The sequence below is a fragment of the Pseudomonas sp. 58 R 12 genome (assembly GCF_900005865.1).
GTDB lineage: Bacteria > Pseudomonadota > Gammaproteobacteria > Pseudomonadales > Pseudomonadaceae > Aquipseudomonas > Aquipseudomonas tritici.
Genome location: NZ_CVTP01000017.1, coordinates 293882 through 306083, shown reverse-complemented (window position 1 = coordinate 306083; position 12202 = coordinate 293882). Strand labels below are relative to the sequence as shown.

General features: G+C 58.8%; 12 protein-coding genes. 5 read left to right on the top strand and 7 right to left on the bottom strand.

Translation table 11 applies throughout. The features are described 5' to 3' along the window. Positions 1–122: 122 nt before the first annotated feature. A complete protein-coding gene (locus BFP95_RS14260; RefSeq protein ID WP_003193874.1) occupies positions 123–596 on the bottom strand; it encodes a Dps family protein in 474 nt (157 codons plus the stop codon). 413 nt (positions 597–1009) lie between these two features. Between BFP95_RS14260 and BFP95_RS30215 the strand changes: the two genes are divergently transcribed. After that, positions 1010–1612 carry a cold-shock protein gene (locus tag BFP95_RS30215; RefSeq protein WP_025854767.1) on the top strand — a complete coding sequence of 201 codons (603 nt, stop codon included), beginning with the start codon at positions 1010–1012 and terminating at the stop codon, positions 1610–1612. Positions 1613–1682: 70 nt separating this feature from the next. Here the strand turns inward: BFP95_RS30215 and BFP95_RS14250 are convergent, their stop codons facing one another. Beyond that, positions 1683–1889 (bottom strand): SlyX family protein, encoded by a 207-nt coding sequence (locus BFP95_RS14250; protein ID WP_015885618.1) that lies wholly within the window; start codon positions 1887–1889, stop codon positions 1683–1685. Between the two features lie 3 nt (positions 1890–1892). Then, entirely contained in the window at positions 1893–2318 is a 426-nt protein-coding gene (locus tag BFP95_RS14245; RefSeq protein ID WP_065873637.1) for an HIT domain-containing protein, read from the bottom strand. 870 nt (positions 2319–3188) lie between these two features. On the opposite strand from BFP95_RS14245, the gene BFP95_RS14240 reads away from it, so the two are divergent. Continuing rightward, a complete protein-coding gene (locus BFP95_RS14240; RefSeq protein ID WP_065873599.1) occupies positions 3189–4487 on the top strand; it encodes an OprD family porin in 1299 nt (432 codons plus the stop codon). Between the two features lie 193 nt (positions 4488–4680). Here the strand turns inward: BFP95_RS14240 and BFP95_RS14235 are convergent, their stop codons facing one another. Further along, a complete protein-coding gene (locus tag BFP95_RS14235) occupies positions 4681–5523 on the bottom strand; it encodes a mechanosensitive ion channel family protein (RefSeq protein WP_049711744.1) in 843 nt (280 codons plus the stop codon). 136 nt (positions 5524–5659) lie between these two features. Next, entirely contained in the window at positions 5660–6145 is a 486-nt protein-coding gene (locus tag BFP95_RS14230; RefSeq protein ID WP_003209785.1) for a YajQ family cyclic di-GMP-binding protein, read from the bottom strand. Between the two features lie 123 nt (positions 6146–6268). Here BFP95_RS14230 and BFP95_RS14225 point away from each other — a divergent pair, with 123 nt between their 5' ends. From BFP95_RS14225 to BFP95_RS14215, 3 genes are read left to right on the top strand one after another with little or no spacing between them, the layout of a single operon-like run. After that, the gene (locus BFP95_RS14225) at positions 6269–7186 is read left to right on the top strand and encodes a putative 2-dehydropantoate 2-reductase (protein ID WP_065873600.1); all 918 of its coding nucleotides are present in this window, start codon (positions 6269–6271) and stop codon (positions 7184–7186) included. A 46-nt stretch (positions 7187–7232) separates the two neighbouring features. After that, positions 7233–9251 carry a sensor histidine kinase gene (locus BFP95_RS14220; protein WP_065880993.1) on the top strand — a complete coding sequence of 673 codons (2019 nt, stop codon included), beginning with the start codon at positions 7233–7235 and terminating at the stop codon, positions 9249–9251. 19 nt (positions 9252–9270) lie between these two features. Further along, the gene (locus BFP95_RS14215) at positions 9271–9849 is read left to right on the top strand and encodes a cob(I)yrinic acid a,c-diamide adenosyltransferase (RefSeq protein WP_065873602.1); all 579 of its coding nucleotides are present in this window, start codon (positions 9271–9273) and stop codon (positions 9847–9849) included. A 125-nt stretch (positions 9850–9974) separates the two neighbouring features. Here the strand turns inward: BFP95_RS14215 and BFP95_RS14210 are convergent, their stop codons facing one another. Beyond that, complete coding sequence (locus tag BFP95_RS14210) at positions 9975–10919, bottom strand: Nudix family hydrolase (RefSeq protein ID WP_065873603.1); 945 nt, start codon at positions 10917–10919, stop codon at positions 9975–9977. 20 nt (positions 10920–10939) lie between these two features. Next, positions 10940–12157, bottom strand: a complete 1218-nt coding sequence (argJ, locus tag BFP95_RS14205) for a bifunctional glutamate N-acetyltransferase/amino-acid acetyltransferase ArgJ (protein WP_065873604.1) — start codon at positions 12155–12157, stop codon at positions 10940–10942. Positions 12158–12202 lie beyond the last annotated feature (45 nt).

The following is a 12202-nucleotide window of genomic DNA, read 5'->3' as shown; positions in this document are numbered from 1 at the left end:
TATAAAACAGCAGCGAGCGACGGGCAGCCAGAAGACGCGGGAGTTGATCGGCGTAGGACAACGCCAGGAAATGCGCGGAAACAAGCAAGCGGCGCCAGGACGGCGCCACTCAGGGTCGGTGTTTACTGATTTTCGAGCAGCGAACGCAGCATCCACGCGGTTTTCTCGTGAACCTGCATACGCTGGGTCAACAGGTCGGCCGTGGGCTCATCGCTGACCTTGTCGAGCAATGGGAAGATGCCGCGCGCTGTGCGCGTGACGGCTTCCTGACCGGCCACCAGTTGCTTGATCATCTCTTCGGCACTGGGTACGCCCTCTTCTTCCTTGATAGAAGAAAGACGGGCATAGATCGAGTAGGCACCCGGCGCCGGGAAACCCAGGGCACGGATACGCTCGGCAATGGAGTCCACTGCCAGGGCCAACTCGTTGTACTGCTCTTCAAACATCAGGTGCAACGTACGGAACATGGGGCCCGTGACGTTCCAATGGAAGTTGTGGGTCTTCAGATACAGTACGTAGGTATCGGAAAGCAGTCGCGAAAGCCCATCGACGATGGATTTACGATCTTCTTCACTGATACCGATATCGATTGCCATGTTTATCCCCTTCAGTTGACCAGCATTCATTGATCAGGTGCAGGACCACTCTAGCAAGAGTGCCGGTGATGCGCAGCCCGCCGCGGCAATTCGCCCCGGTGTAACGTGTCAGACAGCGCAGCCGCAGCCTTCGAGCCATGTGGGAAATATCTCTACCTGCCGTTTAAAAAGCCTGCACGTGTCTAGGACAAGCGTTTGACGCAGAAATGCCGCCCTCCTTGCAACACCCCGAAATGCTTGATTTGAGTAGGCACAGCCTTTGCTGTTAAATAGGCGGCGTGTCGTCGCCGTTACTTTCTGCGGCACCGACATAGGCTGATACCCGCGCACGTGCCCAACGCCTCCCATTGTTCAGAAGCGAACCGTGCCAGTCAGCTCTTCCTCGTGATCCGTCTTAACGTGAGTTAATCAAAATGTTGAAAATCGTCCACCTGCTAACGGGCGTTGCAGCTTTGCTGCTGTCCTTTATACCGAGCTTGCAACAGGGAAGCCCTCCCTACCTGGAACAACACGACGCTCTGTACCTGGCCTTGTTCGGCCTTCTTAACCTGACGCTGGCACCTGTGATCCCTTACTGGAACAAAGGCACACGTCATCAACTGCAAAACCTGGTCAGCGCGCTGCTGGTGCTGACCGTTGTCGTACAAACCCTCACCCTCCTGGCACCCATGCCTGAAGTCGGCGGCCACCCGGCCATCCTGCTCAGCCTGGTGATTGCTGTGGTCGCCATCGTTCTTCACCTGGCCATCAGCTTCTACCGTTCGTCTCCTGCGGCCTCGTCGCAAACCTACGACATGACCAATCGGGATACCGGTACCGTCAAGTGGTTCAACACGTCCAAAGGCTTCGGCTTTATTTCCCGTGATTCGGGCGACGATATCTTCGTCCACTTCCGGGCCATTCGCGGCGAAGGCCATCGCGTCCTGGTGGAAGGCCAGCGCGTGGAGTTCTCCGTCATGAATCGCGACAAAGGCCTGCAAGCCGAAGACGTGATCGCTGCACTGCCGCGTCGCTAATACCCGCCTTCGCAGCAAAAAAAAACCGCGAGCCAGCATTGCTGGATCGCGGTTTTTTTATGCGCGGCTATCAATAGTGCGGCGGCGGCGCTTCTTCTTCGGAGGTCTCGAATTGGCCGCCCATCTCTTCCTGGCGTTTGAGCAGCGCGGTCATCTGCAACTGCAGGCGCTCTACCGCACGTTGCTGCGTGACGAGAATGTCGTTCAGGGTCTCGATGGTGTCATCCTGGAAGGCCAGGCGGCTTTCCAAGTCGGTAACACGGTCTTGCAAATCCATAATTCAGCCCTGGGTAAAGATGAAGTCGGCAGGTAGCAGCTCACGCAGGCGAGTGCGGAGGGCTGCAACTTGCTCATCGGTATATGGCTGAGCCGGGTGCCTGCCCCACACAGGCGCCGGCCAAGCGGCATCGTCGCGCTTGCGCACGATCACGTGCACGTGCAACTGACTGACGACGTTGCCCAGTGCGCCGATATTCATCTTGTCAGCCGCAAGGCCTTCATTCAGCAATTGCGCCAAGGCGGTGGTTTCTTGCCATAACCGCTGCTGGTCGGTGACATCCAGCTGAAACACTTCGCTGATACCGTTGATACGCGGCACCAGGATGAACCAAGGGTAGTTCGAGTCATTAGACAGCAGCAGGCGACAGAGGGGGAAATCCCCCATCACCAGCGTGTCTTGTTGAAGGCGTTGATCTAAAGCGAACACCGCAGGCACTCCGTTCGGCAGGACAGGTTCAAGGCCGATAGCATACCTGCGAATCGGTACCGCTTCACGCGGCGCCCTATGCGCATTGGCAACGCATGGCAAAAAAAAGCGCACCATTTCGAGACAGTCGATTATTTCGACTACGCTCAATGACCAATACTTCAGCGATTGGTCAGATGCTGGTCGAACCATTGCGACGAGACCCTCGGTACAGAGGCCTCAACAAATACAGGCATTGAGCTATCACGGCAAACCGAGCCATGAGGGTTGTTGCACCAAAATGACCCACTCATGCCTCAAAGCGAGCCTCCGTCTACCCACTGAATGGGGTGAACGGGTAACGTTTTTGCAAGGTTGAGGATTTATGCACCCGCGGACAGCTAAGGAGCATGGGCATCACGCTCAAACCGATCGGCGTAAAAACCCCGTGCTTATGCGGTTTTCACGAAGCTGCAACGTTTTTCACGAAAAAATGACATTCGGTTTACGGTTTGGGCGCGCTTGTTGCATTCATCCCTCTATCGTCGGCAACGGCACCTAAAGGGACCCAGGTGTTTCGCGATGAAAAACAACAGCGGTTCAATGTGCACCAGGAAGATTTCAAACTTTAAAGTACGTTTTCTACGCTCTTTTAATGGTTTGGAAACAGCATTGAAGTTGTCAGTCTCGTTACAGTGAGGCTGTGAAATTGCGACATGGATCTAGCAATTTACGACCAGCTCGTAAAGAAGCTGAAAGGAAAGTGGGGCAAGTATCGCCAACAATGTCAGCGTGATATAACTTTGCGCCGACACAAAAAGAAAGAGCCGCCCAGACAAAAATACAGGTGGGACGGCAGTACTCTTCCTAAAACCAAAGGAGCAAATCACGATGCGCGTGATGAAGTGGAGCATGATCGCCCTGGCTGTTTCAGCAGGCACTACGCAGTTCGCAATGGCGTCCGCCCAAAGCGATTCCAAAGGCTTTGTTGAAGACAGCACTTTCAGCATTAATACCCGCGCTCTGTACTTCAGTCGCGACTTCCGTAACAACCCGTCGGGCCCGGGCTCTCAGAGCCGTGCCGAAGAGTCCGGTCTTGGCTTCAACGCCCTGTACCAGTCGGGCTTCACCCAAGGCACCATCGGTGTCGGTGTTGACGTGATTGGCCTGCTGGGTGTCAAGCTTGACAGCGGCAAGGGTCGCGCTGGTACCGGTCTGTTCCCAACCGGTTCCGACGGTCGCTCGCAAGACGATTACTCCAAAGGCGGTGGCGCCGTTAAGTTCCGTATCTCTGATACGGTCCTGAAAATCGGTGACCAGTACACCACAGCACCTGTGTTCGCCTCTGACGACAGCCGCTTGCTGCCAGAGCTGCCACAAGGTATCTCGATCACCAGCAGCGAGATCAAGGGCCTGAAGCTGGAAGGCGGTCACTTCACCTCCAGCGTTGCGCAGAACCAGACTTACCATGACAGCCTGGGCCTGACCAAAACCGACTTTGTCGGTGGTGTGTACTCCTTCACTCCAGAGTTCACCGGTAGCCTGTACTACGCGAAGACCGAAGATTACTTCCGTAAGTACTACAGCAACCTGAACTGGACCCACGCGCTGAGCGACGATCAGTCGTTTGCCTTGGACTTCAACATCTACGACACCAAGAGCGAAGGTGAAGGCCTGCAACGTGCTTCCAAAGACAGTGCCCTGCCTTTCGCAGAGCGCACTAAGCTCGACAACCGCGCGTTCAGCTTGCAGGGTGCCTACACCATTGGTGCACATACCTTCACTCTGGCAGCCCAGAAAGTTACCGGTGACGGCGACTACGGCTATGGCGTAGACGGCGGCGGCACAGTGTTCCTGGCCAACTCCATCGCCCGTTCCGACTTCAACGCCGAAGGCGAGAAGTCCTACCAGGCTCGTTATGACATCAACATGGCAACCTTTGGCATTCCTGGCCTGAGCTTCATGACTCGTTACGTGACCGGTAGCGGCGCAAACACCGCCACCACCTCGAACGGTAAAGAGTGGGAACGCGACATCGAAGCCAAGTACGTGATTCAGAATGGCCCGGCTAAAGACCTGAGCCTGCGTCTGCGTCAAGCGACCTACCGTTCCGGTGATGGCGTTTACTACGGTTCGCCTTCGATCGACGAACTGCGTCTGATCGCGCAATACCCGCTGAACATCTTGTAATTGACGGTTTGATTACAACGATGACTTAAGGCTTCGGCCTTAAACAAAAAAAGCCGCTCCCTTGTTAACAAAGGAGCGGCTTTTTTATGGCTGTAATGTTTCAGCGCCAGAATAACTAGCAAGCTAACTAACTAGATTAACACCAGCACCTTGAACCTGACCTAATGGCCAAGTCCACGGTTATTGCTCGACATTACTTAGCGGCGGTTTCCTGCATTACACGAATAACGCGCTGCGGAAACGGAATATCAATCCCCGCCGCTTTCAAACGGTCACGTGCCAGTTCATTGAACAGGAACATCACATCCCAGTAATCCGACGTCTTCGTCCAGCAGCGCAAGGACACAGTGATTGAGCTGTCACCCAGGGTTGAAACCACGGCCACAGCTTCCGGGTCCGCCAGCACGCGCGGATCTTTCGCCAGTTCCAGCAGCACTTCGCGGGCTTTCTGCAGGTCAGCGTCATAGTCCACACCTACGTCAAACACCACCTTGCGAGTCGGCTGGCGATTGGTATTGGTAATGATGCCGTTGGACAGGATGCCGTTAGGTACGATTACCGTCTTGTTGTCGCCGGTACGCAGCACAGTGTGGAAGATCTGGATGCTGTCGACGGTACCCGAGGTGCCCTGAGCTTCGATCCAGTCACCAATACGGAACGGACGGAACAACAGAATCAATACGCCGCCGGCAAAGTTGGCCAGGCTGCCTTGCAACGCCAGGCCGATGGCCAGGGTAGCGGCACCGATCGCAGCAACGAACGAGGTGGTCGCCACGCCGATCATTGAGGCCACGCTGACAATCAGCATGACTTTGAGCGCAATGTTCGCCAGGCTGGTGACGAAGTGCTGCAGTGCCAGGTCCGCGTTACGGATGGCCAGCAAACGCCCCACTCGGTGGGTAAATACGTTGATCAGCCACCAACCAATGGCCAGGGTGATGACAGCGAGCAATACCCGGCTGCCGTATTCCATGATCATCGGGATCCACGACTGTGAGGTCTTGATCAAGTGATCCATTTCAGCGTTCAAATCCATCTACATTCTCCTGGTTACCGGATGTTCGGCGTATTCGGTGGCCACCAATGCAATTGAGCCCCGTAGGGCTCAAGAGCAGGCGTAGGTTTATGGGGCGTGGGACGTCAAAAACGCCCGCGGGTTCCCCAATGTGCCATCAGTCGCGGAAGTTATTGAACTGCAGCGGCATATCGAACGTCTTGGCACGCAAGGCCGCAATGGCCTCTTGGAGGTCGTCACGCTTCTTGCCAGTGATACGCACCTGCTCACCCTGGATGGCGGCCTGGACTTTCAGCTTGGCGTCCTTGACGTGGGCCACGATCTTCTTCGCCAGCTCCTTATCGATGCCTTCCTTGAGCACGGCTTCCTGCTTCATCAACTTGCCGGAGGCGTAGGCGTCCTTGATTTCAAGGCATTGCGCATCGATCTTGCGCTTGACCAGCGACAGCTTGAGGATTTCGATCATCGCTTCCAGCTGGAAATCGGCTTCAGCGGTCAGGTTGACGGTCAGTTCCTTTTCCTTGAATTCGAAGCTGCCCTTGCCTTTCAAGTCATAGCGGCGATCCAGCTCCTTGACGGCGTTCTCGACGGCGTTGGTGACTTCGTGTTTGTCCAGTTCGGATACCACGTCGAACGAAGGCATGTCATTTCTCCAATATAAGGGGCGGGCTCAGTAGAGATGGGGCGCGCCCGAGCTAAAATGCCGGAGCATTATAGCGGTTCTTTCGCCCCGTTCACTGTGAGCGACCCTACGGAGCACAAACTGATGTCGACCACCTGGCATATTCTCGGCGCTGGCAGCCTGGGCACACTCTGGGCCACTCGCCTGGCGCGCGCGGGCGTGCCCGTAAGGTTGATCCTGCGCGACGAGGCACGCCTGGCCAGTTATCAGGCTGCCAAGGGGCTGACCCTGGTAGAACAGGGCGTCGAACACACCTACCCGGTGATCGGCGAAATACCCGACAGCCCCGAACCGATTCACCGCCTGCTAGTGGCATGCAAAGCCTACGACGCCCAAGACGCTGTCGCACAGTTGCAACATCGGCTGACACCCGATGCCGAGCTGATCCTGTTGCAGAACGGCCTTGGCAGCCAAGACGCAGTGGCCGCGCAACTGCCCCAGGCTCGCTGCATCTTTGCCTCCAGCACCGAAGGCGCATTTCGCGATGGCGACTGGCGCGTGGTGTTCGCCGGCCATGGCTACACTTGGCTGGGCGATGTAAGCCACCCTACCCCGCCACTTTGGCTCGATGATTTGAACGCTGCCGGCATCCCCCACGATTGGAGCACCGATATCCTCACGCGGCTGTGGCGCAAATTGGCACTCAATTGTGCGATCAACCCACTGACGGTGCTGTACCAGTGCCGCAATGGGGAACTGCAAGCCCATCACTGCGAAGTCGCCACCCTTTGCGCCGAACTGGGTGAACTGCTGGAATGCTGCGGCCAACCCGCTGCGGCGCAGGACCTGCAGCACGAAGTAGAAAGGGTAATCCACGCCACGGCCGCCAATTACTCCTCCATGTTCCAGGACGTGGCTGCCGGCCGACGCACCGAAATCAGCTATCTATTGGGCTATGCTTGCCAGGCGGCCACCCGTCATCAGTTGAGCCTGCCGCATTTGCAACAGCTGCAAGTACGCCTGGTCGAGCAGTTACTTGCACGCGGATTGCCCCGCGGCTGAGCCACGCGCTACCCTGCCCGTCTGTCTATTACCTGGGAAAACCCTGATGCCGCTGCGCCAGCGTCTTGAAAACCTACCGGTCGGGCAGAAACTGCTGGCCGCCCTGCTGGTGCTGCTGACCACCGTCTTGCTGGTGGCCAACCTGACCTTTATCAGCGCCGCCTACTGGATCTCCCAGGAAAGCATGGCGCCCCAGGCGTTGCAGGCCATTGGCCGCCTTGTGTCCAACCCCGCGCTCGCCGCCGAGGCCCTTGAGTCGCCCGCGAAAGCTGACGCCCTGCTCAATGAACTGACCAGCTATTCCCCCCTGCGTGCCGCCGCCCTGTACGACGGTGCTGGCAATCTCTTGGCGCAGATGCAACACGGCGACCGCCTGCACCTGCCGGACCACTACCGGCATATCGAAGCCTGGCGTGTCACCGAGTTTCGCAGTAATCAGATCATCACCCTGCCCCGTGCGGGCCAACCGTCCGGGCATCTGTTGCTGGTAGCCAGCAGTGAATTGCCGGTGGCGTTCTATACCGGCACGCTCACGGCCAGCCTGGGCATCCTGATTTTCAGCGTGCTGCTGTGGCTGGTCATTGCCCGCCAGATCAAACGCCTGATCACCCGGCCGATCCATGAACTGGAAGAACTCTCGCGCCAAGTCACCCGCGAAGAGAACTACGCCCTGCGTGCCGGCCGTGGCAATCACGATGAAATCGGCAGCCTGGCCGAAGCCTTCAACACCATGCTGTCGCGTATCGAAGCGCGCGAGCAGCAACTCAAGCGTGCGCGGGACGACTCCCAGGCCGCCTACGACCAAGCCCAGGGCCTGGCCGAAGAAACGCGCCACACCAATCGCAAGCTCGAACTGGAAGTTCAGGTTCGCAGCAAGATCGAGAAAAAGCTCACCGGGTTTCAGAACTATCTGAACAGCATCATCGACTCGATGCCCTCGGCGCTGATCGCCCTGGATGAACAGCTCTACGTCACCCAATGGAACCAGGAGGCCAGCGCCCTCTCCGGTACGCGCCTGGATGAAGCCCTGAACCAGCCGATCTACCTGGCCTTCCAGCCGCTCAAACCGTACCTGCCGCAGATCAGGGCAGCCGTCGAACAGCACACCGTGGAGCGCATCGAGCGCGTCACCTGGTTCAAGGACGATGAACCCAAGCATTACGCCTTGACCTTCTACCCGCTGATGGGCGGTGCCGGGCGTGGCGTGGTGATCCGTATCGATGACATCACCCAGCGCCTGTCCCTGGAAGAAATGATGGTGCAGTCGGAAAAAATGCTGTCTGTGGGTGGCCTGGCCGCTGGTATGGCCCATGAGATCAACAACCCGCTGGGGGCGATCCTGCATAACGTGCAGAACATCCGCCGCCGCTTGTCTCCCGACCTGCCCAAGAACCTGGAGCACGCTGAACAGGCTGGCATCGAACTGGATACGGTCAACCGCTATCTCGAAGGCCGCGAAGTGCCGCAGCTGCTCGATGGTATTCAGCAGGCCGGAGCGCGGGCGGCGAAGATCGTCACCCATATGCTCAGTTTCAGCCGCCGTAGCAACCGGCAAATGGCGCCTTGCGATTTGCCGGCGCTGATCGACCAAGCCGTGGAAATCGCCGGTAACGACTTCGACCTGGCCATCGGCTTTGACTTCAAGGGCCAGGCGATCACCCGCCAGTTCGACCCCCAACTGGGCCCGGTTCCGGGCACCGCCAACGAGTTGGAACAGGTGCTGCTCAACCTGCTGAAAAATGCCGCCCAGGCCATCCACCTGCGTGCAGACGGTAGCGAGCCGGGTCGCATTATCCTGCGTACCCGCCTCAACCCGCCGTGGGCAGAGATCCAGGTGGAAGACAACGGCATCGGCATGAGCGAGAACGTGCGTAAGCGCACCTTCGAACCGTTCTTTACCACCAAGGAAATCGGCCAGGGCACCGGGCTTGGGCTGTCGGTGTCGTATTTCATCATCACCAACAACCACAAGGGCCAGATGGAGGTGCACTCCACCCTCGGCCAAGGCACCTGCTTCACCCTGCGCCTACCCTTGGCCGGCAGCCAACTGCCCCCTACGAATTGAACCAACTGGAGCACTGACCATGGGCTTTCGCCTGTCGAAGATCTACACCCGTACCGGCGACAAAGGCGAAACCGGCCTCGGCGACGGCCGCCGCGTCCCCAAGGACCACCCGCGCATAGAGGCGATTGGCGAAGTCGACTCGCTCAACAGTCAGCTCGGGTTGCTGTTGGCCTATCTCGAAGGACTGGGCGGCCAGCATCCGGGCCTGCAAGACGTGATCGAGGTGCTGAGCCCTTGCCAGCATCGGTTGTTCGATCTGGGGGGCGAGTTGGCGATGCCGGAGTACAAGGCGTTGAATGCAGCGGAAGTGGACCGGCTGGAAGCTGCGATTGATCGCTGGAATGAGGACGTGGGGCCGCTGGAGAACTTCATCCTGCCCGGTGGCTCAGCGCTGATCGCCCAGGCCCATGTATGCCGCAGCCTGGCGCGCAGTGCGGAGCGGCGGTGTCAGCACTTGAATGCGGTAGAGCCGTTGGAAGGGGTTGGGTTGGCGTATATCAATCGGCTATCGGATTTGTTGTTTGTGGCGGCGCGGGTGATTGCCAAGCGTCAGGGTGTTGCTGAGGTGTTGTGGCAGGCCGCGGCCAAGCCTCATTAATTATGAGGCGTCTGACCTGACGCCTTCGCGAGCAAGCCCGCTCCCACATTTGACTGCATTCCAAAGGTGAAACCCGGTCAACTGTGGGAGCGGGCTTGCTCGCGAAGAGGCCCGTCAGAACCCCATCAAACTTCCGGCCAAAACGCCCTGATCCCAGCGACACCTTGAGCCCCAGCCTCCCAAGCTTTTTCCCGCTCAGCAGGCCCAACCCCACCCAACAGAAATACCGGTTTGCTGAACCCGCTGATCAACTCAGCCGCCTGCTCCCAACCCAACGGCTGTGCATCAGGATGAGTCTGCGTCGGCTGCACTGGCGACAGCGTGACAAAATCCACGTCCATCATTTGCGCCAACGCCAGCTCTTCAGCGTTGTGGCACGAAGCCGCCAGCCAGCGATCCTTCGGCAGTGGGCGGCCCTTGCTCGCGTATTTACGCAGTTGCGCCGCCGTCATGTGCCAGCCGGCTGCAGGAAAGTCCCCCAACCATTCAAACGGTCCCTTGAGCATCAGCTGGGCCTTGCCCGCACACAAACCCACCGCATCCACCGCAAGATCGCGGTATTTGGGGTCGTAGCCGTTGGGTGCGCGCAGCTGAACCAGCTTGATGCCGCCGGCGATGGCTTGCTGGATACCGCGCAACAGTGTCGGGGTTTCCAGCTCGCCAGGGGTGATCAGGTATTCAGCAGGCAAACGCGCAGCCGCCACAATCGGAGCATTGGCTGCCGGGAACTCATAGTTGAGAAGATCCCGAGGGGCAACCCATTCCAGCGGCTGCCCTTCGGCGCCGTGAGGTTCGCCGGTAAAGGCCGAGACTTCCCAGACATCCAGCAACACCTGCTTGTCCGGGTAATCATGCTGCACCTTGATCAGCGGCCGCGCCGTGATGACCTGGATGCCCAGCTCTTCCTGCAATTCGCGGGTCAGCGCACTGGCGACCGATTCATCAGCCTCCACCTTGCCACCGGGAAACTCCCAGAGGCCGCCCTGATGCTGGGTATCGGCGCGGCGCGCGAGCAGGATCCTGCCGTCGACACCTCGGATTACCGCTGCTGCTACATGCACTCGTTTCACCGCGCTTTTCCTCTCTGCGATCAGGTACGGTATTCCGCGTTGATCTTCACGTATTCGTGGGACAGGTCGGTGGTCCAGATGGTTTCGCTGCACTCGCCGCGACCCAGCTCGATGCGGATGGTGATTTCTTCCTGCTGCATCACCGCCGAGCCTTGGGCTTCGGTGTAGGTCTCGGCGCGGGCGCCACGGCTGGCAATGCACACATCACCGAGGAACACGTCGATCTTGCTCACGTCCAGGTCTGGCACGCCAGCACGGCCGACTGCCGCCAGGATACGGCCCCAGTTAGGGTCAGAGGCGAACAATGCGGTCTTGATCAGTGGCGAGTGAGCCACGGTGTAACCGACATCCAGGCATTCCTGGTGGTTGCCGCCGCCGTTGACTTCAACCGTCACAAACTTGGTCGCGCCCTCGCCGTCACGCACGATGGCCTGGGCCACGTCCATGCACACCTCGAACACGGCCTGCTTCAACGCCGCGAACAGCGGGCCGCTGGCCTCGGTGATTTCCGGCAGGTTGGCCTGGCCGGTGGCGATCAGCATGCAGCAGTCGTTGGTCGAGGTATCGCCATCGATGGTGATGCGGTTGAACGACTTGTTGGCGCCGTCCAGGATCAAGCTGTGCAGCACATCGCGAGAGACTTTGGCGTCGGTGGCGATGTAACCGAGCATGGTGGCCATGTTCGGGCGGATCATGCCCGCGCCCTTACTGATGCCCGTCACGGTGACGGTCACGCCGCCGTGCACGAACTGGCGGCTCGCGCCTTTTGGCAGGGTGTCGGTGGTCATGATGCCGGTAGCCGCTGCCGCCCAGTTATCCACAGACAGGTCATCGAGTGCGGCTTGCAGTGCGCCTTCGATTTTTTCCACGGGCAGCGGCTCACCGATTACGCCAGTGGAGTACGGCAGCACTTGGCTGGCGTCGACGCCGGTCAACTGGGCCAGCTTGGCGCAGGTGCGCGCGGCGGCCACCAGGCCAGGCTCGCCGGTGCCGGCGTTGGCATTGCCGGTGTTGGTCAGCAAGTAACGGATGGTGCCAGCCACGCGTTGCTTGGCCAGGATCACCGGCGCGGCACAGAACGCATTGAGGGTGAATACCCCGGCGACGGTCGAGCCTTCGGCGCAACGCATCACCACCACATCCTTGCGCCCCGGGCGCTTGATGCCGGCCGAAGCGATACCCAGTTCAAAACCGGCAACCGGGTGCAATGTGGGCAAAGGACCAAGACCAACAGCCATGAATGCGCTCCTTAAAAATCGGTGATGTCTGTACCGTCATGATCG

Excerpts from the sequence above, each read along its gene's own strand:
- BFP95_RS30215 (WP_025854767.1), top strand. The coding sequence starts at position 1,010 with ATGTTGAAAATCGTCCACCTGCTAACGGGCGTTGCAGCTTTGCTGCTG.
- BFP95_RS14225 (WP_065873600.1), top strand. The coding sequence starts at position 6,269 with ATGTCGACCACCTGGCATATTCTCGGCGCTGGCAGCCTGGGCACACTC.
- BFP95_RS14220 (WP_065880993.1), top strand. The coding sequence starts at position 7,233 with ATGCCGCTGCGCCAGCGTCTTGAAAACCTACCGGTCGGGCAGAAACTG.
- argJ (WP_065873604.1), bottom strand. The coding sequence starts at position 12,157 with ATGGCTGTTGGTCTTGGTCCTTTGCCCACATTGCACCCGGTTGCCGGT.
- BFP95_RS14240 (WP_065873599.1), top strand. The coding sequence starts at position 3,189 with ATGCGCGTGATGAAGTGGAGCATGATCGCCCTGGCTGTTTCAGCAGGC.
- BFP95_RS14235 (WP_049711744.1), bottom strand. The coding sequence starts at position 5,523 with ATGGATTTGAACGCTGAAATGGATCACTTGATCAAGACCTCACAGTCG.
- BFP95_RS14260 (WP_003193874.1), bottom strand. The coding sequence starts at position 596 with ATGGCAATCGATATCGGTATCAGTGAAGAAGATCGTAAATCCATCGTC.
- BFP95_RS14230 (WP_003209785.1), bottom strand. The coding sequence starts at position 6,145 with ATGCCTTCGTTCGACGTGGTATCCGAACTGGACAAACACGAAGTCACC.
- BFP95_RS14215 (WP_065873602.1), top strand. The coding sequence starts at position 9,271 with ATGGGCTTTCGCCTGTCGAAGATCTACACCCGTACCGGCGACAAAGGC.
- BFP95_RS14250 (WP_015885618.1), bottom strand. The coding sequence starts at position 1,889 with ATGGATTTGCAAGACCGTGTTACCGACTTGGAAAGCCGCCTGGCCTTC.